Annotated in this window: 16 protein-coding genes and 1 pseudogene; 8 read left to right on the forward strand and 9 right to left on the reverse strand. The window is 43.8% G+C overall.

Translation table 11 applies throughout. The annotated features are described in order from the left end of the window. Nucleotides 1-100: 100 nt before the first annotated feature. From dapA to JMW85_RS07000, 3 genes are all read right to left on the reverse strand, one after another. Nucleotides 101-967, reverse strand: coding sequence for a 4-hydroxy-tetrahydrodipicolinate synthase (dapA, locus tag JMW85_RS06990; protein WP_045455504.1), 867 nt, complete (start codon nucleotides 965-967; stop codon nucleotides 101-103). A 103-nt stretch (nucleotides 968-1,070) separates the two neighbouring features. After that, nucleotides 1,071-2,318, reverse strand: coding sequence for an NAD(P)/FAD-dependent oxidoreductase (locus JMW85_RS06995; RefSeq protein WP_201581280.1), 1,248 nt, complete (start codon nucleotides 2,316-2,318; stop codon nucleotides 1,071-1,073). 94 nt (nucleotides 2,319-2,412) lie between these two features. Then, the gene (locus JMW85_RS07000) at nucleotides 2,413-3,438 is read right to left on the reverse strand and encodes a proline racemase family protein (protein ID WP_201581281.1); all 1,026 of its coding nucleotides are present in this window, start codon (nucleotides 3,436-3,438) and stop codon (nucleotides 2,413-2,415) included. Nucleotides 3,439-3,767: 329 nt separating this feature from the next. On the opposite strand from JMW85_RS07000, the gene JMW85_RS07005 reads away from it, so the two are divergent. Continuing rightward, nucleotides 3,768-4,571, forward strand: a complete 804-nt coding sequence (locus JMW85_RS07005) for a helix-turn-helix domain-containing protein (protein ID WP_045455507.1) — start codon at nucleotides 3,768-3,770, stop codon at nucleotides 4,569-4,571. A gap of 9 nt (nucleotides 4,572-4,580) precedes the next feature. Here the strand turns inward: JMW85_RS07005 and ggt are convergent, their stop codons facing one another. Next, the gene (gene ggt / locus JMW85_RS07010) at nucleotides 4,581-6,527 is read right to left on the reverse strand and encodes a gamma-glutamyltransferase (protein WP_227681702.1); all 1,947 of its coding nucleotides are present in this window, start codon (nucleotides 6,525-6,527) and stop codon (nucleotides 4,581-4,583) included. A 180-nt stretch (nucleotides 6,528-6,707) separates the two neighbouring features. Here ggt and JMW85_RS07015 point away from each other — a divergent pair, with 180 nt between their 5' ends. The 3 genes from JMW85_RS07015 to JMW85_RS07025 all read left to right on the forward strand — a co-directional run bounded on the left by JMW85_RS07015 (nucleotide 6,708) and on the right by JMW85_RS07025 (nucleotide 10,910). Next, complete coding sequence (locus tag JMW85_RS07015; RefSeq protein WP_201581282.1) at nucleotides 6,708-8,783, forward strand: hypothetical protein; 2,076 nt, start codon at nucleotides 6,708-6,710, stop codon at nucleotides 8,781-8,783. Nucleotides 8,784-8,827: 44 nt separating this feature from the next. Beyond that, entirely contained in the window at nucleotides 8,828-10,477 is a 1,650-nt protein-coding gene (locus tag JMW85_RS07020; protein WP_201581283.1) for a hypothetical protein, read from the forward strand. Nucleotides 10,478-10,556: 79 nt separating this feature from the next. After that, nucleotides 10,557-10,910: a hypothetical protein gene (locus JMW85_RS07025; RefSeq protein WP_201581284.1), complete on the forward strand. Its 354-nt coding sequence runs from the start codon at nucleotides 10,557-10,559 to the stop codon at nucleotides 10,908-10,910. Nucleotides 10,911-11,065: 155 nt separating this feature from the next. Here the strand turns inward: JMW85_RS07025 and JMW85_RS07030 are convergent, their stop codons facing one another. Further along, nucleotides 11,066-11,599 (reverse strand): Spy/CpxP family protein refolding chaperone, encoded by a 534-nt coding sequence (locus tag JMW85_RS07030; protein WP_201581285.1) that lies wholly within the window; start codon nucleotides 11,597-11,599, stop codon nucleotides 11,066-11,068. Nucleotides 11,600-11,866: 267 nt separating this feature from the next. On the opposite strand from JMW85_RS07030, the gene JMW85_RS07035 reads away from it, so the two are divergent. From JMW85_RS07035 to JMW85_RS07045, 3 genes are all read left to right on the forward strand, one after another. Further along, nucleotides 11,867-12,565, forward strand: a complete 699-nt coding sequence (locus JMW85_RS07035) for a response regulator transcription factor (RefSeq protein WP_201581286.1) — start codon at nucleotides 11,867-11,869, stop codon at nucleotides 12,563-12,565. A gap of 14 nt (nucleotides 12,566-12,579) precedes the next feature. Next, nucleotides 12,580-14,232, forward strand: a complete 1,653-nt coding sequence (locus JMW85_RS07040) for a sensor histidine kinase (RefSeq protein WP_201581287.1) — start codon at nucleotides 12,580-12,582, stop codon at nucleotides 14,230-14,232. A gap of 417 nt (nucleotides 14,233-14,649) precedes the next feature. Then, a complete protein-coding gene (locus JMW85_RS07045) occupies nucleotides 14,650-20,739 on the forward strand; it encodes a YadA-like family protein (protein ID WP_201581288.1) in 6,090 nt (2,029 codons plus the stop codon). 277 nt (nucleotides 20,740-21,016) lie between these two features. Here the strand turns inward: JMW85_RS07045 and JMW85_RS07050 are convergent, their stop codons facing one another. Together JMW85_RS07050 and maiA are read right to left on the reverse strand one after the other, a co-directional pair. Further along, the gene (locus JMW85_RS07050; RefSeq protein WP_201581289.1) at nucleotides 21,017-22,198 is read right to left on the reverse strand and encodes an acyl-CoA dehydrogenase family protein; all 1,182 of its coding nucleotides are present in this window, start codon (nucleotides 22,196-22,198) and stop codon (nucleotides 21,017-21,019) included. Nucleotides 22,199-22,583: 385 nt separating this feature from the next. Beyond that, nucleotides 22,584-23,229: pseudogene (maiA, locus tag JMW85_RS07055) on the reverse strand (maleylacetoacetate isomerase). A 142-nt stretch (nucleotides 23,230-23,371) separates the two neighbouring features. Between maiA and JMW85_RS07060 the strand changes: the two are divergent. Further along, the gene (locus tag JMW85_RS07060; protein WP_227681704.1) at nucleotides 23,372-24,259 is read left to right on the forward strand and encodes an IclR family transcriptional regulator; all 888 of its coding nucleotides are present in this window, start codon (nucleotides 23,372-23,374) and stop codon (nucleotides 24,257-24,259) included. 81 nt (nucleotides 24,260-24,340) lie between these two features. Here the strand turns inward: JMW85_RS07060 and JMW85_RS07065 are convergent, their stop codons facing one another. Continuing rightward, nucleotides 24,341-25,393, reverse strand: coding sequence for a TRAP transporter substrate-binding protein (locus tag JMW85_RS07065; protein WP_201581290.1), 1,053 nt, complete (start codon nucleotides 25,391-25,393; stop codon nucleotides 24,341-24,343). A gap of 146 nt (nucleotides 25,394-25,539) precedes the next feature. After that, a complete protein-coding gene (locus tag JMW85_RS07070) occupies nucleotides 25,540-26,115 on the reverse strand; it encodes a VOC family protein (protein ID WP_201581291.1) in 576 nt (191 codons plus the stop codon). Nucleotides 26,116-26,175 lie beyond the last annotated feature (60 nt).

Raw genomic sequence — 26,175 nt, forward strand, 5'->3', positions numbered from 1 at the left:
TAATCCTTATTTGCTAATTTCGATGCCATAGATTCAAAGTTTGATTGCGGCATCAAATATAGCGTTGGTTATCCTTAACGTTGTTTTACTAAGCTGAGTACTATTTAGCCAATAAGGCTAAAAACGCTGCTTTCTCATCTTTTGGCATATCAGTTAATGGCACACGCACTGAGCCAACATCCATACTGCCTTTTAAGCAGCCCGCTTTAGCCTTTTGGTTGTAGTTGCCAGATTCCATAGAATGGATGGCAGGATAAATCTCGCTCATAATTTGTTTGGCTTTATCCCAGTCGCCTTGCTGAGTGGCATTAAATAGTGCAACTTGTTCTTCTGGGAAAACGTTGGCTGCGCCTGCAATCCAGCTCTTTGCACCCCAAAAGAAGAAATCGACCGGTTGATCATCACAGCCACAAACCACCTCAAAGTTGTCAAAATCAGCTTGTAGCATGCGTAACGCATGACTAAAGTCGCCGCTACTTTCTTTTACACCAACGATGTTAGGGTGTTTGGCTAGATGAGCGACGGTGTCAAATTCAATGGCAACGCCAACACGAGCAGGGAAGTTATACATGATAATAGGCAGCTCACTTGCATCTGCGACTTTTTCAAAGTGAGCAATAATGCCGTCTTGTTCAGGCAAGCTATAAGGCGTGGCAGACAGCATCAGACCGTCATAACCTAAGGCTTTTGCTTGAGCAGAAAGCTCAATAGAATGGTCAGTCGATAAGCTATTGATACCAGCGATAAGAGTCACCTTATCTTTTGCTGCTTCAGCGATAGTGGTTAATACGAGCTCACGCTCTACTGCCGAAAAGGTATAGTATTCACCCGTAGTACCGCAAGCAACGATACCGGCTACACCTTTGTCAATAAAAGCTTCGACCAGTGTCTTTAATTTTTGTGCATCAACGTTGCCATTACTGTCAAAAGGAGTAACGATTGGGACTAAAATTCCATTAATGTTCATAAGACTATCCTTAGTGATGTTGATATTGTTGGTGATTTGACGGGTGATGATTCAATGCTGAATCGGTTAGTTTTTCTGGGTTTATAAACGTTTAATAATCTGCTTATTTAAAGCGTGAGAGTTGATACGGTTTTGGATCGATAGGGTGATCTTCATCAAAATAGTAGTTGGCAATCATTTGCGCACTAACGACAGCTTGCGTTAGGCCTAAATGTTGATGCCCAAAGCTTAAAAAGAGGCGTTCGATTTTGTCGATGACTGGCAAGGAGTCTGCGGTCGATGGTCGAAACCCCATCCATGGCGTACTATCAGTAGCGTCTAACTCGGCTTTGAGCATAGGCTGCGCTTGTTGTAATAGCATATGCGCGCGCTGCATATTGGCATGGGCATCAAGTCCTGCGTATTCTACTGTGCCTGCCAAGCGTAGCCCCTCTTGCATCGGTGTCATGATAAAACGGCGATCCATGCTTGATACCGGTATCTGCAAGCGCGTACTTTCATGCGGTAGCATTAAGTGATAACCGCGTTCGGTATCTAGCGGCACATTCACGCCTGTCAGTTGCTTGGCCAATGCTTTAGAGTGTGCGCCTGCGGCTAGCATCACTTTGGACGCTGTCATATCACCTTGGCTGGTTGTTAGGTGAATACCGTCTGTATCATTGGTCGCTGCAAGAACATGGCAATGTTCAATGACATGACCGCCTAACTTTCTAAAAGTATGGTGAAGCTGATTAATAACAGCTTTTAAATTGGTTATATGTCCTGTATTTGGAAAAAATAACGCCGCTAATTGGTTATCTCGTAAAGCAGGTTCACGTTCTAATAACGCTTCTTTGGTCAATAGCTCATTATCCACGCCAATATCGTTAAGTCGACTACCATGTGCTATGAGAGGATCGACGCTACTTGTATTCTCGACCGTCAATAATGAACCTTTTACCTGTACCCATTCGTCCAATTGCCACTGATTGGCAAAGCCTTGCCATGCTTGCAGACTGTTTTTATTTAAGTTTAATAATGCTTGATGAATACGCGCAAATGGCTCAGGGCGCATATTCATCAATAGCTGCATTGCCCAAGGCATCAAGCGAGGTAGATAGCGCCAGTCTATACGCAAAGGTCCAGTCGGATCGAATAACATGGCTGGTACATGACGCAGCATGCTGGCATCTGCAATAGGGAATACTTGCTCTGTAGCGATGTGACCTGCGTTACCAAAGGATGCTCCTTGACCCACTTCGTTAGTGTCTAGCAGTGCGACCTTGACGCCTCGTGCTTGCAATGTCACTGCCGCCGCTAGACCGATAATACCGCCGCCAATAATATGTAAGTCGAAGTTTGAGGTCGTCATGGTTTTTCTCGATTACGTTTAGTCGATTAAACAGTTTTAAGAGTGTTCACGCATTTATTAATAAACCTGTTGTTTCACAAATAATGCTGCGATCTTATTCAGATGGGATGCCCCATTTAAAGGGGTCATCCTCTTGCACAATGAGCGTGGTTTCGGCACAAACATAAGCATGACCACAAATCGTTGGGATGATGGTCTGTTCGGGATAAGCTGCACCAGCTGGATTGTTGAGCTTAGTATTAAGATCGGTACTCAGATCAGTATTAAGCTCAGATGCATACTGATAACTGCCAGTAAATACACTGCCGACGACGCCTTGTTGCTGCCATAATTGTTCAGGAGCCAGCTTATTGTCAGCCGCTAAGCAAGCAAGCTTTGCGCTGGTGCCAGTACCACAAGGGGAGCGATCGTAAGCTGAACCTGGGCACAAAACAAAGTTTTTACTATCGACTTTTGTATCATCGCTATCAGCAAATAACTCAATATGGTCAATCTCGCCGCCGTTTTCGCCAGTGATATTGGCGGCGACCAATGCTTGTTTGATTTGCATGGTTACTTGAGTAAGCTGTTTAACGTTACTGGCTTGAATGTCTTGTCCATGCTCACTCACTAAAAAGAACCAGTTGCCACCCCAAGCGATATCACCGCGGATAAGCCCTAACTCAGGAACGTGAATTTCGACTTGTTTTTTATGACGATAGGAGGGGACGTTTTGTACGCTACAGCTGTTATCATCATGTAAGGTTGCTTTAACCAGACCTACGGGAGTCTCAAGCCAATGTACGCCTGCTGATATTTTTTGTTGATAAGCTAAAGAGATGATTACGCCAATCGTGCCATGACCGCACATGCCCAGATATCCAGTGTTATTAAAAAATATAATGCCTGCTGTGGCTTTAGGGTTGCTGGCAGGAAGGAGTAGCGCGCCAACAAGGACATCATTGCCGCGAGGCTCTAAAATGATACTTTGACGTAGATGATCGAAGTTTTGTTTGAAGGATTGCAGCTTGTCTTGAATAGTATCGCCGACGAGGTCAGGAAAGCCGTTATAGACCATACGAGTAGGCTCACCGCCCGTATGCGAGTCGATAATTTTGAAGTTAAATAGAGAAGAATCCATGACCGACATCCTAATTCATCCGTGAAAAAGTAACATTCCATTGTTGTCTGTTAGACCTTGTCAAAACCATCCTGTTAACGCGGTCTGTATATAGAATGAACTTTTTTAGATACAGCGTCTTGCTGTTTTCTGATGAAAAAATGCGCATTCCTGCACAGTGGCTCGGTGTACACTAGAGGCTATAATGATGGTGTTTAATGGTCAAAAGACATCGTGAGATAGCTTCTGATTAAGTAGTGTTTTGATAGAGGTTTACTATCTTTAGCGAGAGATAAGCAAGCAGTATTGCTTGTTCATGACTGGGATTTAGATGACAGGGATGACATAGGATGATGGATGTAATAGAAGAGGCGGGGCTTGTCGGCCTTACTGCCTCGTTGCGGCAGAGCATGGCTACTTATTATTCAGAAAGTAGTGAGGCATTTATTGGTAATGTCTCATTATTACTACCTCTACTTGATACTTTAAAGAATGTGGTGTTTTTTGTGAAAGATGAGCAGGCACGCTATCAGCTGGCAAACAAAACATTGTTAAAGCGTTGTAAGTTAAGTCAGCATAGTGATATCGTGGGATTTACCACTGAGCAGGTGTTTTCTCATCAGCAGAGTAAGGATTATATCTTGCAGGATATGAAAGTGTTGCGAGATGGGAAATCAATCGTTGATAATTTAGAGCTGCACAGTTATGCATCTGGTCAGTTAGGTTGGTGCATTACCAATAAACTGCCTATCTATAATAGCAATCAACAAGTGGTCGCAATGGTTGGGATATCCGTCGATATTGATGAAGATAACGAACGCATTTTACGTAAGCATGCGCGCTTGGCGGAAGTCGCACAGTTTGTACGTGGCAATCTTGATCAGAAAATTAATATCGCAGAATTGGCGGAGCTGGCACATTTGAGCTTATCGCAGTTGGAGCGCACCTTTAAAGCGGTGCTCAATATGTCGCCCTTACAGTTTGTACAAAAGCTGAGATTAGAATATGCGGTTAAGCTATTAGCCATGCCTGAGATGTCAGTCACTCAAATATCATTGAACTGCGGCTATAGTGATCATAGCGCCTTTAGCCGCCAGTTCAAACAATTTACAGGCTTGTCGCCCAGCCAATTTCGCCAAATGCATTTATCATAAAAAGTTAAATCAGTATCCAACCACAGCTGCATCAACGATACGTGGATCAGACGAGCCGTAGACACCATTTGGCGTAATCATAATCGACTGGGTTGAGCCCATGGCTGATTTTGGACTGACCGTATGACCCATTGATTCAAGCTTTTTAACCGTATCAATATTCAGTGCTTTTTCGACCCGAATCTCATCAGGCAGCCATTGGTCATGGATACGCGGTGCGTGAGTAGCCTCAGCAATATTCATATCATGATCGATGACGTTCGATATTATTTGGGTAACGGTGGTGATGATGCGGCTACCACCAGGGCTACCCGTGACGATATATGGTTTACTGTCTTTAAATATCAGTGTCGGACTCATAGAAGATAATGGGCGTTTATTGGCTTCAACGGCATTTGCTTCACCGCCCAATAATCCATAACCATTAGGCACACCCGGTTTGGCAGAAAAATCATCCATCTCATTATTGAGCAATATCCCCGTACCTTCAGCGACAAGACCCGTGCCATAAGAAAAGTTCAGCGTATAAGTATTGGCTATTGCATTGCCATCTTTATCAACGATAGAGAAATGCGTGGTCTGATCACTCTCATAGGGTAGAGGGTTGTTGGCTTTGATGGTAGACGCTGGTGTGGCTTTGTCTGGATTGATTAAGGTGCGTAGTTTATCCGCATAAGCCTGAGAAGCTAAACCGCTGGCAGGCACATCGATAAAGTCAGAATCGCCCAAATACTCTGCGCGATCCGCATAAGCTAGCTGCATGGCTTCCGCCATTAAATGAATGGTTTGCGCGCTGTTTTGACCGTAGTCTTTTAGCGGATAACCTTCTAAGATATTTAAAATCTGCACGATATGAATGCCACCAGAAGACGGCGGTGGCATGGAGACAATCTCATAACCACGATAATCGCCTTTGACGGGCACGCGAGCGATGGCTTCATAGTTGGCTAAATCTTGTAAGCTCATGCTACCACCAGCCTCATTGACCGCTTTGACCAACTTACTTGCGGTTTCTCCTTTATAGAATCCATCCGCCCCTTTTGCGGCAATCAGTTTAAGAGACTTTGCAAGCTCCGGTTGTTTTAAACGCTCACCGGGTTGATAGGCGCTACCATCAGGTTTAAAGAATATCTTTTTGGTACTTGGCCATTTTTGCATGCGATCGCTTAACGCTTCTAACGACTCGGACAAGCCTGCGGTAACTTCAATACCATTTTCAGCCAGTGCAATGGCTGGTGCCATCACCTGTCCGCGGCTCATCGTGCCATGTTCTTCTAATGCTTTAAGTAATCCTGCTACTGTTCCCGGTACGCCAACTGCTAGACCGTGATAACGAGACAAGTCGCTGACCGCATTGCCATCCTCATCGAGATACATATCACGAGTGGCAGCACTCGGCGCTTTTTCGCGGTAATCGAGTGCCACTGTTTTGCCTTGCTTGGCATCATAAATCATCATAAATCCACCACCGCCGATATTCCCAGCGCGCGGTAAGGTAACGGCTAGCGCAAAGCCAACAGCGACGCCAGCATCAACCGCATTACCACCGTCTTTTAAAATCTTGAGTCCAATATTAGAGGCGAGGGCTTCTTGGGTGGCGACCATGCCGTTCTTTGCCCAAACAGGGTGGTGAATCGCATCTGCAGAATAGATGGCTTGATCGGCATTGGCATTGTTAATCGTGGAAGTAAGCGTATTGGTTTTGGCTCTTGTCACACGCTGAGTTTCAGATATTACAGTAGGATTATCAGCCATAATCGCGAGATTGATGGCGCTAGTGTTAATTGATGTTTGGTTGATAGTAGTTGATTGATTGGTTGTCGGCTCAAGCGCGTGAGCAGATAGTGATACTAAAAATGTGCTACTGATTAACAAAATAGCCGCTTTAATATTTGCTCTACTTTGAGGATTATTGTCAGCAGTGCGTATGTTGTCTTTTGATATCGAGGTTGGCATTGTAAAGTCCTTTTTACTTGGGCGAGAAAGCAGTAGTGAGAAAGTTGTTTTGTATAAAAAAATCTAAGTATTTTCTTAATAAATAGGTTCTAATATTACTAAATTGTAACGCATTGTGATATAAATAACGGTACTAATGTACACTAATTATAGACTGGCTATTTATACAAAGAGATTACTATGTCATCAAATCATATTAATAATCATAATCGACAGCGCTATTCTGAGATGACGAGTCATCATTCGTCTATCAATAATAACGACCATGTATATCAGGTAGGTAAATTGACGTCTATCGCCTTGCTGGTTGGCACTACGTCTCTGGCTCTTTTGGGCTGTCAATCAAGCCCAGCGGTATCATCGCCTGCGACATCAAAAAGTATGATTGATTTTAGTACCGCTGATAGCGCGCAGAGCCAAGCCCAAGGCCGCGCATTTAATGCCAGCCTCACTGCCAAATCTGAGCGTTATCAACAATTATTTGACCAAGAAAAATATCCCAATACTGACAATCAAGCAAAATTACATTTACTGGCAGCTATTCGTCAGCATCTTGCAACAGAACACGTAGCAGTCTCGCAAGCCAATTATCAAGCCGTTCCTTTTATTGATCCAGACAGCATTGATGCAGGCTCTAGTAGCTTACTTAGAACGATTATAGAAGCTTATGCTTATGAGCCTGAGGATTTAGACAATGATTATTTAGACAGCGACTCTTTATATAGCGATGATAACGAAAGTGGGTCGAATGATAATGATGGCAGTTATGACTATAGCGACTCCGATCTAGCAGAAGCTAGTGAGGAAACAGCTGTAGACGAGGTTAGTGAATATGGCGATTACGATGTCATCGATGCCGATGAGACTGTTGATGATGAGTATAACTACGATGAAGACGGCTATGATCCAGACGGTTACAATGAATATGGCTACAATCGAGAGGGTTACGACAGCGATGGCTATGATGAATATGGCAATGCAGAGGGCGGCATTCTCTCAGGGGTTTCGAAATTAAAGCCCAACACTCTGTTAAAAAACTATGAAACTATACAGATGGCAAAACAACAATCAGAGGATGTAGAACAAGGTAGCCAATCAACGCCATCTACGGGCGTCATTGGTCAAATGCTGAGTATGTTCCATCGCACGCCTGAACAGATAGCTGCGTCAAATGCTTATCAATATCAAAATTTAACGTTTAATAGTGTCAGTCAGTACAAACCCAAACAGCGACAACTGCAAAGCGTCTATAGCTATGATTATGTGACACCAACGATTAGCTCATCTATACAGATACCGCTAGCGTTCGATTTTAACCATAGTACAGTTACGGTAGACCCATCAGCAATCATGCCTATCGTAGCATTGGTTAATCCTGAAAACACCCCTTTACCTAACCAAATGACCTCACATACCGTAAGTTTTGGGTTGCCTGAGAGTATTACGGCGCAGCTGCCGCCAGCAGTGCTTTACGATGCCGCCATTGCTGCCATACAGAGCAGCATGGCAGAGCTTGCGCCTGAGCATTTTAGCGCGGTAGATATTCGCAGTGATGCCTTTGCCAAAGAAGTCGGGGCGAGTCGTGCGGTAAAAGTCTATTTTGGCAGCAAGCAAAGCGGTGAGATGATCGGCAAAACCCTAAAATACATGACAAAGTCGCTACAGGATTATGTCGATGCCAATCCACAGAAATATCCTGATGGCGCCATGCTAAAAACTGCGCTTGCGAAAGTGCAGCTATACAATAAAGGCTACCAAAGTGCGGATGTAGGTTCACTTTTGCAGCTAATTGAAGCCATCGGTCCGATCTCTTTTAATCAGATAAATTACTATTATTTAGATAGCGCCGATCGCCTGCTTGCTAAGCAGCAGCGGGTAAATATCGGTGGCGATTTGCTAGGTTCGACGACCAGCGTGCTGAATGAAGTACGCTACGATAAAAGCAGCTTTAATAACCATGTGCTAACGCCTTTATTGGCTGAATCTTTTGGCCCAAATGCTAAAGCTGCTATCGATGGCAATGCATGGATGGCAGAGCAACGCCAACAAAAAGAAAGACTGCAAACGGCACGTGATGCCCGCTATGACTATAGTGGGAGCAGTGATGATTACAATGATGATGACTATAGTAGCGATTATGCAGATGGTGATAGCGGCTATGATGCAGCAGAATATGACAGTGCTGATAGTCAAGATGACACTGATATCGAAGACGATGCCGCAGATGATGCTGACAACAGGATAGGCGGTCAATAACATTATCTTGTCATATTCAAGCCCACATCTATTAAGGATAAAAAATGAAAAAAGCACATCAAATCATTGCAAGTCGTCTTTCGTCAGCGAGCCTTGCGTCAGTTCTTAATGGCAATCGCCTATTTGCTGGTGCATTGGTAACAGGGGCATTATTATTAACGGGCTGCCAATCTACCAGTCTTGACCACTCTAATGCTATGACTGCCAAGCAAACGCCAGCGGCAGCAAAGACAGCGTTGGCGACGGCGTTACAGAAACAGCGCCGACAGTCTTTTAGTTACCATAGCAATCTGGAGATCAGTAACGAGCAGCAGTTTAGTGATATTGATACTAAAATAGATGCTAAAGCGCCAGTCGCCTCAGGCTATATCGATGAATACTGCGAAGACACACATGATCAAGCGTATGCCGCCTTAATTACCCAAGCAGAAGCGCAAAATAAAGACATTTTGGCAGCAGATTATGATGCTCAGCGAACGGTGCTCAAAGACACTTATCTTGAGTGTACGGATGCCTATGAGGCATGGGTAGAGAGTAAATATGATAGTGAAATCACTGTGCCAGCGTTTTACCAACAGTTATTTGATAATCACGACGACCGATCGACAGCGCAAGATATCAAAAAAGCAAAGTTGCTAGATGCTTATGTGCTAAAGCCGCTGTCTATCAATGCACAAGGCGTCTATCAGCCAATGGCTGGCAAGGCGACGATGCTGGCAAGCGCGCAGTATCAAGCGCGTAATCATCAAAGCAGCATGAATCAGCCGATTTATCTGGATTTGAAAAACGGTACTATTTATCTGTGGGCAGATAATTTTGCGATGTTTAATTCAGAACTGTTAGATGACAAGCTCGGGACAAAGTGGCGCGACAAATGGCTAAAGCTAGCCATTAATGATGGCACCTTACCCAAAGGCTTTGGTACTGAGTTGATAAAAAGCCACTTTGCCGCGTTAGATGCTACATTTGATGCTGCACCTATTAGCCAGTTTGATTATGTCGCCCCTAATACGCTAGCCTCGCTCTCTCCCAAGTTACCCGCGCATCAGCTACCAGCAATGCTAGCAAGCAACCAAGTCATTCGCCGTGTACAAAGTGCTGAGAGTTATGAGCAGTTTTATCAAGATTATATGCGCATCGTTTACGAGCGGATGAGTCAGCGATATCCAGAACTGGTCAAAGAAAGCGCGGCTGACGAGGTAGGCAACACAGATGCTGATAAATTTACCAGTAAAGCTTTAGTGCAGCAGATGCTAGCAATGATAAAAAGTGACATGGATAGTGATGTGGATAGTGGCAGTGAGACAATAGAGGAAACAATGGCAGAGGCAAAAGAAAAGACGGCAGAAAGTGCAATGCTATCAAATGCAGAGACGCAAGAGTTGTATGGGTTTGATAAGGGTGGTCAGCTTAAATGGCAGCATCTGCGTAGTGAGCTTCCGAGCGAAACCGCCGATAGTAAGAACATGGTCATAGATGTTTTGCAGCAGTATTCCGCTATCAGCGCCAAAAACATGGTATTTCCCAATTTACCAAGTGATGTGCAAGTGCCTAATGTCAGTAATAGTATTGATATGCGCGAGTATGGTAGCGAGTTGATGCAGTATTATCGTGATGGCAATGGTACTGCGATAGGAAAGATGATGTTTAGTGTCATGCCAATGGCTAAAGAGAAGTTCGGGACGATTGATTAGAGTAATGTTTTTATGTTTTAAACTGCTATGTTCTAAAACTTCAAAAATTGAATGATATTGATATTAAAAAAGGAAGGTTATGAAACAGTTTTTAGTAGGATTTATTTTCACTATAGTTGCATGTGGCTCTGTCCAAGCCGGATGTATTGGTAGCTCATCTTTTTCTACATGCTCTGATGCTAATGGGAATTCTTATACGAATAATAGAATAGGAAATACAACTTATACATCAGGATATAATAGTAGTACAGGAAGCAGTTGGAGCCAAAATACTAACAGAATTGGTGATACCTCTTATACTAATGGTACTAGTGCTGATGGTGGTAGTTGGAATAAGTCTTCTCGAAAAATTGGTTCATATACGTACCATAACGGTAGCGATAGCGATGGAAATAGCTTCAACTATTCATGTAATCAGTTTGGATGTAATTGATATGGCTAGTTGTTGAAAGTGAGTAATAAGATTGATTTAAACCTCAACATTAAAACTAAAAAGCGCACCGTTTATACGATGCGCTTTTTTGCATTAGCTTTTATAAAACATTGAACCGGCATTACATATACATGCAAATTTTTATTATTAATGACTTACATGCCTTGGCGCTGTTTGCCATGCATTTTGCCGTGCTCTGAGCCTTTATGACCTTTCGCCATTTTTTCAGCTTTTAATGTAGCAAGTTTTGCGCGTTGCTCAGCAGTCAATACTTGAGAGATAGCATGTTGAGTCTGTACGCGCTCAATGAAGCGTTGCTTGGTTTTAGCCGCTTGCTGATCAGCTAAGCGATTAACTGCGGCTGTATTTAGAGTGCTACTATTAGTCAATACTTGCATCTGTTGCTGCATTTGCGCCCGTTCTGCTTTGTTTTTTGTACGGTCAGCTTTACGATCGCCGTGTTGTGCTTGCATGATGGCTTTGATTTGCGCTTGTTGCGTTGCTGTTAGATCTAGCTGCGACATTGGACCTCTCATGCCGCCTTTGTTCATGGCTTTTTTCATGCCATCTTTATACTGCATTTTACTGGTCGTTGGTGTGGTATCAGTGGTTGCATTAACACTGGTACAAGCCGTTACGGTGAAAATGCTAGACATTGCTAATACTGAGCCCATTAATAATTTTTTCATCATCATTACCTTAATTTATGGTGCATACGTTATTGGTTGCGAAAAATTCAGTTTTTATCTGATCAGCTTATGAACAGTAAGTGCCCCGGATAGCCACTATCCATCACAGCTTGTTATCAGTATTTGTCGCTGATAAACGCTATATTACGACAGTTAAAGGTTACGAACATTTATGAAGTATTAAGAAAGGTAACGTTTATAGCGAATCGATAAGCAATTGACTGATAATATGGCTCATAAAGCGATCTAACGCTTAAGGAGAAAGATGTGCCACACATACTACTAGGCGATGATGACGAAGAGTTGACCCAGTTATTACAAGAATACTTGCACAATCATGGGGTGACATGCGACTGCGTTCACGATGGTGAGGCTGTCATACAGAAACTCAAAACCGCGAGCAATAATGTGCTAAATGGCGCTGCTGCTTACGATTTGCTGGTGCTAGATATTATGATGCCAAAAATCGATGGATTGAGTGTCTTGCGTCAATTACCCAATATCAGTGATATCCCTGTCATCATGCTGACGGCAAAAGGGGAGGAGATTGATCGTATCATTGGGCTTGAACTTGGTGCTGATGATTATATTACCAAACCCTGCAATCCTAGGGAGCTGCTGGCGCGTATCAATGCCGTCATCAAACGCACCAGCGCAGCGATATCAGAGCATACGCCGCTACCAGAGAGCCGTTTGCATCTGGATCAAAACCAGCGGCTTTGTCAGATAGATGGGGTAGAGCTACAAGTGACGGGGACAGAGTTTGATTTGTTGGTTGCGCTACTGAAACAAAAAGGCGAGGTCGTAAGTAAAGCATGGCTGTCAGAGCATGTCTTACAACGCGAATTACAGCCTTTCGATCGTAGCCTTGATGTGCATGTCTCGCGACTCCGCAAAAAACTCCAACCTTTTCATGATGAGCCGATCAAAGCGGTTCGTGGTAAAGGCTATCAGCTGGTATTGTAATGACGGACTCATCGATGAACGCACCAAAGAAAGCTATTAACCATAAAACGCTTAAACCAGCGCCAAAATTTAACGTGCGACTCACATTGTTTTGGCGTTTGTTTCTAAGTCTGCTATTGACGATTCTAATCACCTCTATTTTATCTATCTTGGTTGAGCGCTGGCTGGTCGAAAAAGAGTTAACGGCTCGCATGGATGTGCAAATCGACAGTCTATTGGTTAAGCGTCAAGACATGGTTGCCGCGTTACAGGTTGGTGACTTAGATGCCGTCAGACAGATGTATCGTCAGGACCGTCAACTCATGAATCAGATAAGAGTTTACGATGATGAAGGGGCGATTATATTTCCGCGTTATCGCAATAGAGATGAGCGTAGGCAAAAAGGTATGCAGGGTAGTCAGCGTGAAGTAGGGCAACTATCAATGCAGCCATCAATGCAATCAATGGCAGCTCAGCCCAATGTGGACAATAACAGGATTAATAGTCACGATAATAATAAAATGTCGAATGATAAGTCGTCATTCTTAAACCATATTCTGCAACCGATGATGCCAAATAGCGCTACGCTAGCTGATTTCGACAGTCGCCCTGAGCTGGCTGATGTGACGGTCGTCTTACCAGATGAGCAGTCTGTCATTATACAGTTACGTCCGCATTTGCGTTTTGCTGATGTTATGGCGCTGCAACGTGGCAATTTTCCCATACGTTTGCTATTTATTCTCGTTTTTAGCGTCTTGGTTTGTATTTGGCTGAGCCGTACAATGACTCAGCGTATCCGCCGTGTACAAAATACCGTACACCGTCTGATTGATGGCGATTATCAGACCCATCCAGACCTATCAAAAATGGGAGATGATGAGCTTGGTTTACTCGCGAAAGATGTGGCTAAACTATCAAAACGGTTGGCTGAGAGTGAGCTGGCACGCAAACAGATGCTCAGTGATATCTCGCACGAGCTACGATCGCCACTGGCACGTCTAGACGTTGCGACTGAGCTGACTCGCGACTTTGCACCGAATGCCAGTCGTTATCTCGACCGTATAGATAAAGAGTCGGCGCGGATGAATGAGTTGATTGAGCAAATCATTCATATTCAATCTCTACAAATGCAGCAATATACGATCGACAATATAGAAAACGAAGTGGTTGATATTTCTGACATCATCAGTGAAATTGGACAAGACGTTTGCTTTGAGTTTCAGCATAAAAACGTGCGTTGGCAATGGCAGCCGAGTCATGCATTGGTGGCAGACGCTTCATCTACCACTGATTCAACAACGCCTTGGACAGTGCTTGGCAATCAAGAACAGCTGCATAGTGCGCTTGAGAATGTCATTCGTAATGCTTTTATGCATACGGCCTCTGATTCAACAGTCATTGCTGACATTAAAAAAGTGGAGATGGAGGGCAATAAGCCTGCACTTCAAATCAGCATCACAGACGAGGGTGGTGGCATCGCGGATAATGACTTGGCGCGTATTTTTCAGCCCTTTGTACGGCTTGACTCGGCTCGCCATCGTGAAACGGGGGGTTATGGTTTGGGGCTGGCAATCGTTCATGCCGTGGTAATGGCACACAAGGGTCAGATTCATGTCTATAATCGCCAAGATGATATCCAAGGGCTGGTGATGCAAATAACATTGCCTGTTAACTCTGAAGGGGACTAAGAGCAGCATAAAGTGGCGAACACGCGCTTAAAACATCTCTAAAGTGTGTGTATAAGCGTGTGTTTTATTAAGTTTCAAAGCGGATTATTTCAAAAAAGTGGGAGCATTCAATATAAGCAAGGAGCAAAAAACATCTATATATTCATTTTTTGTTATATAATTGGATGAACGGTAATAAATGCCCGATGAGCGGCATTGTCTCTCTCTATATATTCGGTAATACTAATATATAGAGAGAGCGATTAGGGATTTTCAAGATAAAAAGTGTTAGTTGTTGGTTAACAAGATAAATAATGAACAAAAAACATTTAATCGTTATCCGCCGATAACGTGTTTTATTTTGTGATATCGACTCTCTGCAAGATGGATATTATCTCTGATTTTTAAATCTGACCAGTCTGTAAGGGAGTGCACACTATGAACCGCATCTATAAAGTAATATGGAATGAAGCCTTGAGCTGTTTTACCGCAGTTGGTGAATATGCAAAGGGGCGCGGCAAATCTTCCAAATCTAGCGTGAGCGCAAACGCGACCATCAATACGACTTCTAATCTTTCTTCTACCCAATTTTTCCGACTATCCACGATCGCCATAGGGATGCTGGCGGCTGGATTTACAATGTCACCGCAAGCTTTTGCACAAGTGAATGTCGGCGGTGGTACGGGATCTGGTACGGCAATTTCTTCTTGTAATACAAACAGTACTGAAGCGAATGCTGAAGGCAGCTATTCGGTTGCCATTGGCTGTGAAGCGGACGCTGGGCAAAACTTCAATCTGGTCGATAGAGGCAATCCGTCATTTACTTGGACGGGTGGTTCACAAAACAACTCTGGTAGTACCGCCATTGGCACTGGGACAGAAGCCGGTGACGTCGCTACTGCTCTAGGCACTCAAGCAAAAGCCATTGGTCGGTCATCTGTGGCAATTGGGGCGGCAGCGTATTCTAATGGAAATACCTCGTTAGCGCTTGGACGTCAATCGGCAGCGACTGCTGACTTTGCTCAGGCTATCGGTAATGTCTCCTCAGCAACGGGTCAAGGCTCTCTAGCTGTTGGTCATTCAGCACTTGCCTCAGGCAAACGTGGTATTGCGATTGGTTCAACTGATTTTGAAAATGCAGGTACAGTGGCTGATCAAGCAAATGTAGGTTATAGAGCGAATGGACAAACTCAAGCAGTTGGCAGTGATACGATTGCCTTTGGTAGTAATGCAAAAGCGACTGCTGATAACAGTCTTGCTTTTGGTGTCGGCTCTCGATCTAACGCAGTAAATGGCATCGCATTAGGTTCAAACTCTACTGCAAATCGTGCTGGTGGTGCCAGTGGTTTTGTGCCAGTAGGAGCAGATAGTTCAGTCATCCAAGCAACGGATAGCGTTACACTTGGCGCGGTCTCTGTAGGAACAGGAGCAGTGGGTGGCAACCGTCAGATTGTAAACGTCGCAGCAGGTAGCAGTGACAGTGATGCTGTCAATGTGGCTCAGCTAACGGGGCTGTCGAATACTGTCGCTAATAATAAAACCAAGTATTATAGCGTGGACTCAGCTGCTATCGGTAATGCTAATAACGACGGAGCGACAGGTTATAACGCCATGGCGCTGGGCGGAAATGCAAAAGCCACAGGCAGCCAAACCATTGCGATTGGCAGCTCAGAATTTGGGCAACAGACGATGGCAAGTGGTGAGCAATCGATTGCTATCGGTGCTAACGTCGTGTCTAGAGGGGCATCGTCTATCGCAATAGGCGGTGATGACCTAAATTTTGCATCGAAAACTAATATCGATGGTAGTCCGTTGTCACCATTAAATAGTGGCACAGTTAACGATGTTTTCAAATCCTACGTAGGTAAAGATTTGGTAGAAACCAATCAGTACAATGTTAATACCGAAGCTGGAGGTGCTGCGTCGATAGCCATTGGTGCAAAATCGCTGTCTAAAGGTGATCTGTCTACAGCCGTTGGTGTTCATTCCAATACCTCGGGAACGGCTTCTTCAGCGTTCGGTGTTGGTGCGTCAGCTAGCAAAGATGGTTCAGTCTCTTTAGGTGCAGGCTCTACAACAGCAACAAGTGCAAGCTCTGAAAAGACAATGACAGTTGGTGGCGTGGTATATGATATCGCCGGTAATGTCATTGATGATAAGGGCATGCTACGAGAGGGTGCGCAAGTATCCGTGGGCGTAGTAGGATCTGAGCGTCAGATCAAAAACGTCGCTGGTGGAGCTGTCACTGCGGCTAGTACAGATGCCGTGAATGGTAGTCAATTATATGCGACCAATGAAGCGGTCGGAAATAATACCACGACTATTAACAAAGGCTTTGCGCTAAAAGCCGCTGATGGTAATACAGTACAGAAACCATTGGGACAAGCCGTTGAGGTAGTTGGCTCTAACAGCAACATCGACACCCGAGTAAAAAATGGCAAAATCGAAGTCGAGCTCAATGACAACTTAAACCTAGGTACAACAGGCAGCGTTAGCACTGGCAACTTATTAAACGGCACAACGGTCAATGGTCTAGGTATTGTCACTGGCGGCGTGCTCACTGGCGTCACTACCGTTAGTGGTGCAGGTGTCACGGTAACGGGTGGAAACATATTTAACCCTACCAATGCCACGTTAACCAGCAATGGTCTGACCATTTTAAATGGTCCAAGCATCACCAAAAGCGGGGTCAATGCGGGTAATAAGAGAGTTATTAACGTTGATGATGGGGTTAACGCAAAAGATGCGGTGAATTTTAGTCAGCTAGAAACGACTAATACTAATGTTACGACCAATACTAACAACATCTCAACCAATACTACCAATATTGGCACCAACACTGACAATATTGCTAAAGGCATCAAGTTTAATGTGAATGATGCAAGTAGCGGCGGCACTCTCAAAAAAACCTTCACCTTGGGTGAAGAAATTAAGTTTGATACAGACAGCAATTTAACCACCACTGGCTTATCAACGGGTGATGGAATCAAACTTGGCTTAGCCAACAACTTAACAGGTCTGGATAGCGCAAGCTTTAATAGCGGCGTTAGTATCTCATCTACTGGTATCAACGCAGGTGATAAAGTCATCTCAGGCGTGGCTAGCGGTGGCACAACAGAAACCAATGCAGCAAACATCGGTGATTTGAATAGTGCCATTACTGGTGTATCCACCTCAGGCTTTGCGCTAAAAGCTGCTGATGGTAATACAGTACAGAAACCATTGGGACAAGCCGTTGAGGTAGTTGGCTCTAACAGCAACATCGACACCCGAGTAAAAAATGGCAAAATCGAAGTCGAGCTTAATGATAACTTAAACCTAGGTACAACAGGCAGCGTTAGCACTGGCAACTTATTAAACGGCACAACGGTCAATGGTCTAGGTATTCTCACTGGCGGCGTGCTCACTGGCGTCACTACCGTTAGTGGTGCAGGTGTCACGGTAACGGGTGGAAGCATATTTAACCCTACCAATGCCACGTTAACCAGCAATGGTCTGACCATTTTGAATGGTCCAAGCATCACCAAAAGCGGGGTCAATGCGGGTAATAAGAAGGTCGTCAATGTTTCTAATGGTACGGTCAGTCTAAATAGCAAAGACGCCATCAATGGTGGTCAGTTATTTAATACCAACCAACAAGTCACGTCCAATACTAACAACATCTCAACCAATACCACCAATATTGGTACCAATACTGACAATATTGCTAAAGGCATCAAGTTTAACGTGAATGATGCAAGTAGCGGCGGCACTCTCAAAAAAACCTTCGCCTTGGGTGAAGAAATTAAGTTTGATACAGACAGCAATTTAACCACCACTGGCTTATCAACAGGCGATGGAATTGCTCTCGGTCTGTCTCCAACTTTAACGGGCCTCACTAGTGCAGATTTTGGTGGTGTTAGTATCTCTACTACTGGTATCAATGCCAACGACACCCAGATCAAGGGAGTAAAAAGCGGTGGTAATACAGTAAGCAATGCGGCGAATATTGGTGATGTACAAATGGCAGCCGCAGGAGCGAGAACCAAAGTAGTTAAAGGTACGAATGTTGCCAGTGTTGACTTTTCAACCGATAGCGATACTGGACAGGATGTCTATACTGTCAATGCCAATGGCGCCAGTGTTTCTACTGCAGATGCTAATGCACTAACAGTTAGCACTAGTGTCAAAGATCCTGATACCAATATCACCGACTATCAAGTTGATCTAAGCGAAGGTAGTAAGGCAAGCTTGGTAAAAGCCGATAGTGCGATGCAAACGGTAGTGACACAAATCAATGGTGCTGATGTCAAGACTTTGGATAAAGACAATAATACAGCCAACTTTATTACTGGTGACAATATTGTCTTGACCGCTGACAATGGCGGTATCAAAGTTGCTACTGCTGCCGACTTAGTCTCAACCAGCTTGACCACAGGAACTACAGTCGTCAACGCTGATGGTGTCACATTTATGGGTGGGACTAATCAAACGGTCAGACTCAGTAATAGTGGGCTGGACAATGGTGGCAATCAAATTACCAATGTCGCTAACGGTACAATAGCCAGCGATGCCGTAAACTTTGGTCAACTACAAGCCACGACCACGACCATCGATAAAGGTTTTGATTTCGATGGTGACACGGGTACTACCGTTAATCGTCAGCTTGGTGACAAGCTGACAATCAAAGGTGGCGCGACCGTGGCAAGTGACTTGTCAAATGGCAACAACATTGGCGTCGTTGCTGACGGTACCAGCACATTGACCGTGAAACTTGCGAAAGATTTAACTGGTCTTAACAGCGCAAACTTTGGTAGCGGTGTCAGCATCTCAGCCAATGGTCTGAACAATGGTGGCAATAAAATTACTAACGTTGCAGAAGCGACCACAGGTAAGGATGCGGTAAACTTCGACCAATTGTCAGCAACCAATAGTCTCGTGGCTAAAGGCATCAAAATCGGTGATGGCAATAGTGCCAACGACCAGCAGTTTGCTTTAGGTGATACCATCAACGTCACTGGTGATAGCAACATTACGACGATGGCCTCGGCAACGGGTGTTCAGGTGAAACTGAATAACCAGTTGAATTTAGGCAATGAGGGTAGCATGCAGATTGGTAATAGCATTATGAATAGTAATGGCTTTACCTTTACCGATAATGGTCCCGGTAGAACGGTTAGACTGAGCAGTAGTGGTCTTGACAATGGTTTTAACAGAATCACCAATGTAGCTGCTGGTATTGCAGATACAGATGCGGCGACTGTCGGACAGTTGAACGCCACGACGTTTGCCCTTGATCAAGGTTGGGGACTAACGGCTCAGGGTGATGTTGCCACTATGATCAAACAAGGCAGCGCCATCGATTTGAACAGTACAGATGGTAATATTAAAGTATCTAGATCAGCGGACAATAATGTTAGCCCTGGCCTACTTGCTACTGCACCATTGGCAGGCGTCAATGACATTAGCTTCGATTTAAATCCAGACCTGAATTTAGATAGCGTAACGACGGGTGATACCATTATGAATAATAATGGGCTGACTATTACAGGTGGACCTAGTGTCACCAAAGCGGGTATCAATGCTGCTGACACTAAGATTACAAACGTTGTGAATGGCGATGTCTCTGAAGGCAGCAAAGATGCTATCAATGGTGGTCAGCTCTATGCACAAGGTAGTGGCATCAGTAGTATCATTGGCGGTGAGACAGTCTACAATCCTGTAGATGGTACCTTTACCAATAGTAATATTGGTGGTACTGGTCAAAATAGTATCGACGGTGCGATTGCTTCTATTAAGCAAGGAGAAGTCGTTATCAATAAAAACATCCAAGCCAACACTACCAATATCCAAACCAATACCACGAATATTGCCACGAATAAAACAAACATCGACACTAATACGACCAATATCAAAGTGAACAAGGATAAAATAGATGCGGGTCTCAATTTTGGTGCTGATAGCGGTGCTACCATCAACAAACCAGTAGGCGATGGCAGTGTCCTCCCCTTCACAGGTGGTAATAACATCACCACAACAGCAGCAGGCAGTAGTATTAAGTTTGATCTAAACGGTGATATTAATATCGATAGCGTCAAAACTGGCAATACGACAATTAATAATAATGGCGTCAGCATTGTCGGTGGTCCTAGTATGACTGCAAGCGGTATCAACGCCGCTGGCAACAAGATCACTGATGTGGCTGATGGCATGGCACCCAGAGACGCTGTAAATATGGGTCAATTAGATGCTGTTAGTCAAAGACTTGGCAACAACATGAATGAGCTAGGTTATAAAATTGGTGAAGTCGAAGACGATGCAAATGCTGGTATCTCAGCCGCCATGGCAATGTCTTCACTACCGCAAGCTTACATCGCTGGTAAATCCTTAATCGGTGGCGGTATAGGAACGTACAATGGGGAAAGTGCAGTTGCTATTGGCTTCTCGAAGTTATCCAATGATGGTCGTTGGGTCATGAAGGTAAACGGCACCGCTGATACCCAAGGTAACGCTGGCGGCTCGATTGGTGCAGGCTTCCATTTTGATTAAAGCAATCAAGCCTACTATCAAGTAAAGTGATTTGTTAGTTATAAAAATTAGTCATAAAAAAGCAAGGCATCTGATGCCTTGCTTTTTTGCGACATGAGCATGAAGACGTTTTCAGCGTGATGATTTGGTAGTCACTATTTGGTAGTCACTATTTGGTAGTCACTATTTGGTAGTCACTATATGATTTTTATCAATGATTTGTTTTTCTTTGGCTCAATAGCCAAGCGATAAAAAGCCCTCATTCTATGAGGGCTTTTTTATTTTTATAAAAGCAATTTTATACTCTGAACATAGCTGCATTTGGGGTCAATCCGACATAAGCCATGCCAGCTTGCTCCATCCAATGTGGCTGCACGATACCATGTTGTAAAATAGCATGAATGTCTCGATGCGCTCTTTCTATTCTATGTTTTTTATATAGCGAGACCGTACCAGCGACCGCATAAATCTCCGATACCATGGCTCTGGCTTCTCTCGCTGCCTCACAGGCTGCTGCCCACACATCAGCCAGCTGTGTATCGGTAAAGGCATTCTGTTGTTGTGCTTCGTTCCATAATACCTCGACACTATTGTGTAATTGTGCGCGCCTAGATGCTAATAGCGTTTTGCTCCTAGCGATAGTCGCTTGTACTGCTGCACGATCACGCAAATCTGGGCTTTTACCGGGCGTTACTTTCTCAAGGCAAATTTGGATTAACTCATCTGTCGCTGCTTTTAAGACACCCAGTGCCATCGCTGCACAGCCAGCGGCATTAATACAGCCGATTGGTAGTCGACTATACGCATTATCGATGGCGACAGGGCTATCAAAATTGACCGCATAACGTTCCTGCACAAACGCGTCTTTGATGACGATGTCATGACTGCCTGTACCATTTAGTCCACCAACATGCCAAGTATCAATCACTTCCACATCTTCTTTTGGAATAAAGAACAGCTTTAAGTTTGCACCCGGTCCAAGGGTAGTAGGCGAGCCTTCGGATATTACCAAGCAGCGCAGCACAAACCAGTCTGCCAATTCACAACCTGATACTAATGTCCATTGACCTGAGACCGTATATCCTTCAGCGGTTTGTTTAGCAATCCCTTCAGGGCGTGCTGAGTTGGCATAGACATGAGAGGGGTCACTGTATATCTCCTTCATGCTAGGCTCGTCTAAAAATCGTCCAAATGTGCAGGCCAAATGATTGTTCCAAACGATCCAAGCAACTGAGGCTTCAGCACTGGCTAGCGTCTCATAAACCTTTAACGTTTCCACAGGATTGCCTTGCCATCCTCCCAACGATTTTGGCAGTCCCATCCTAAATAACGACAACTCTGACAGTTTTTTGACCACTGTCGGTGCAATTTTTCTACAGGTTTCTGTTTCTTCTCTAGCCGATAGGGCTAAATCATAAATATCTTGAGCGGCATGGGATGGTAGAGCGTCTTTGTTATTTGATAAAGGTGTATAACTCATAATATCCAACCTTATTTTAATGTATAAAACAGTATGTTATATCTAAAATTAATTCTAAATTTTAGATATAACAACGCCTATACCAAGAATAGCCAACAGTTGACTGCTATACAACCAATAATTTGAATATATTAAATATTATATTGAGATGAAAAGTAGAAGTGATGATTCGATGAAATATTGAATGCTGTATTTGGCTTAAGAGTATCAATGCTTTGCCTGTTTTCAGGCAGTCATTCGCTTTGATTGCTTTGTCTGAGCACTGAGCCCAACAATTATAAGAGCGTTTTGTTACTTAATTCTCTAATCCTTTAATCCTTTAATCATTTCATTTTCTAGTCATTTAATAGCAAAACACCCTTACTGAAAGCACCCTTTTGATTGTTTATTGAGACTTGGGCGCATCAGGTTGCATGCTAGGATCAGCGTCAGCAAAGGCTTTGAGCGTACGGCAATGCGTGTCAATTTCGACGATATTGGGATAGGTACTTAAATCCACGTTAAAACGTCGCGCCGAAGAGACCTGAGGAATCAAATAGCAATCTGCAAAAGTAGGGCTGTCACCGTAGCAAAATTTTCCACGGCTTTTGTCTTTTGCTAGTATTTTCTCTAACGCCGCAAAGCCCTCACTCATCCAACGGTTGCACCACGCCATGACTTTTTCTTCGTCTACTGCCAGCTCATTGCGTAGGTATTGTAAGATACGGCGGTTATTAATAGGATGAATATCACAACCAATCATAGCGCTAATGGCTCGTACTTGCATACGTCCAGCCGCGTCTTTAGGCAATAGCGGGTTTAGGATGAACCTCTTCTAACCATTCTAAAATGGCTGGGCTTTGATATAGTAATAAATCATCGGTCTGTAAAACAGGCACCAATCCTTGTGGATTGAGTGATTTAAAGGCATCTGCTAACTGCTCATCTTTTGCTAAATTGACCGAAATATAGTCATAATCTAAGCCTTTGAGATTCATCGCGATACGAGTACGATACGAGGTGCTGCTGCGAAAGTAGCCATAAAGTGTCATCATTGTGAATTCCTTTTATTATGGTAGGTTGTGAATGAGATAAGCGGTTATAATTAATGGTACGAAATGTATCTTATACAATTAAAAAACTCTTATGACGTTACCTCTCCATTTCAGTTTTTCATGAATATATTAGATTAATATGCCAAGTAAATTACTCATTGAGCAAAACATGCCAGCAGCTGAAAGCCCTTTAGAAAATCCCGTGACAACCAATAAAAGTCAAAGTGGCGTCCAGTCACTGGAGATTGGCTTGTCGGTGTTAGACGTTCTTATCGATCATAATGAGCCGATGATGCTAAAAGATATTGCGCAAGTGATGCAAATGCATCCAGCAAAGTGTCACCGCTATTTGGTCAGTCTTATTCGTAAAAACTATGCGCGTAAGCTTGATGATGGTCGCTACGGGCTAGGCGATAGGGTTAACACATTGGCAGCATTGGGGCACTCTGGATTTAGTCAAAACAATATTTTAGAGCGGCTGACGCACATCGCTAATGAAATCAAAGACACCCTGAATTGCGGTGTGCAGATTGCCAAATGGTTTAGCGAAGGTCCTATTATTATTCAGTCCGTTGAACCAGATAGCCCGATTAGTATTATCACTCGTATCGGTTCACGTATGCCGCTGACGACATCGGCGACGGGGCAATTATTTGCCAGTTATCAGCCAGATGCCGTCATTCAGCCATTGGTAACAGCTGAATGGCAGACAGACAATGAAGCAATAATCACAGAAAAATGGCAGAATTTCAGTCACTTGCAAGCCAAAATTCGTACCCAAGGCTATGCGACAGTGACGGGTGATATGCTGATGGGGATTAATGCCATTACGATTCCTGTCATATTGCCGCAGCTTGCTAATAGCGCTGTTAATCTATCTGCTGTTAGTGACAAAACTGCTAACAAAGGTCTACCACTAGAATACGCCATCACTATCATTGGAACGACAGAGCAATTGCCCATGAGTGAGCAAGACAACGTGGTTGAGCAAATACTAGCAATCGCGCAGCGTTATCAAATTGCGTAGCTGGTGCTTTTGCTACATAATTTTCACCATATAAACCGACTGTTTTTTGGTAGAAAACCACTGCGTAATTATTTTACTTCTTTAAACGAGACAGGCGCTACTTGCTGCTTTTGCTTTTTCGTATACATTATTAGCATCTAGACCAGTGGCATTGACTTCATCTAGATAGTGCTGTGAGCCTTCCATTAATGGATCTTTCCAGTCTGGGTCATTGAGTGGGTCAGGGATATCGATCATGATATCGCCTTTTTCTTTAGCTGCGGCCATTGCTTTGGCGTTACTGACGTCAAATACTTTGGAGACACGTGCTGCCATCTCCGCCCCTGAATTGTCATCAATTACTTTCTTGAGATCATCGGGCAAATTGTCGTATTTCTCTTTATTCATACTGATAACAAAAGTAGAGTTATAAAAAGGAATATTGGTGTGCGTATTGATTAACTCATCAAGACGAAATGCTTGAATGGGCTGCCAAGTAAAGCTAAGTCCGTCAATGACACCGCGTTGAAGGGAAGTATAAGTATCACTGGCAGGCATGCCAACGGGCGCCGCGCCAGTCGCTTCGATAATGTGGCTAGCAACGGCAGAAGGTTGGCGAATACGCAAACCTTTCATATCAGCTGGCGTGCGAATAGGCTTATCTACGGTATGCAGCGCACCTTGTCCAGTGCCTATCAGCGCTAGCAGGTGAGTATCTTCGTACTCATTTTTAATGACACCATCATCATACAGTTTATGAAGTATGCAGCTCTGCTGCTGTGCAGTATTGGTGATACCTGGCAGCTCTACAATTTGAGTTAAAGGAAATCGCCCTGCTGTATATCCTTGCGCTTGCATACCAATATCAACAATACCTTTCGCGGTAGCATCATAGGTAGCGCCCGGTTTGCTAAGAGTAGCCGAAGGGTAGATCTCAATCTTTAAGCGGCCTTTTGATTCTTCTTCGATTTTCTTTGCCCATGGCTGCAATGCTTCAGTGTTTATGTTGTCATTGGCAGTCATAAAGTGTGAGAATCTTAGAGTAGTCACATCGCCTGTATCTATATCAGCGTTTACTGCTGGGTCATTATTAGAGCAACCAGTCATCGCGATCGAGGTCGCTAAGAGTATTCCTAAAGGGGTTTTTATTTTCATCATTGAATCCTTTCATGATGGTTAGATATTGTTCGCTACCTAGGGCGTGTCATCAATTAGTATGTTGATACATTTAGTGGTCTTAAAATGATGGCACGCCCTAATTAATCATATAAAAAGAGATAACGAACACAATAACAGGTCAATCACTCACCGACAGGCGCGACTTCTCTTGCTTCAGCCAGTTCCTCTGCATGTAAAAACTGGGTATGAGATGGTGCGCGTCTGGTACGTGACCATTCTTCTAACATCTCATACTTCATGGATTCAGTAATCATCGAGACTTTTTCTTCTGAGGTAATATCATCGTAGGTGAGTTCCATGCGATGGCCATTAGGATCAAAGAAATAGATAGAATGGAAGATGCCGTGATTGGTCACGCCGACCACATCAATACCATTTTCTTCTAAATGCTTTTTTGCTGCCATTAAGGCATCACGGTCTTTTACCTTCATGGCTAAGTGTTGCACCCAATTTGGGGTATTCGGATCAAAACCCATTTCAGGCTGATTGGGCACTTCAAAAAACGCCAATACGTTGCCATTACCGGCATCTAAAAAAACATGCATATAAGGATCAAAGGCTTTGGTCGAAGGCACGTGGTCTTCAGCGAATGCAAGGATGAAGTCCATGTTTAGGTATTTTTGATACCATTCAACGGTTTCTTTGGCGTCTTTGCAGCGATAGGCCACATGATGGATTTTTTCAATTTTAAAGCTCATATCAAACTCCTTTTGATAGAGAATGCAGTGAGTAATAGGCTGCCAGTACCGATTGACTAT

This window comes from Psychrobacter glacincola (assembly GCF_904846075.1).
GTDB lineage: Bacteria > Pseudomonadota > Gammaproteobacteria > Pseudomonadales > Moraxellaceae > Psychrobacter > Psychrobacter glacincola_C.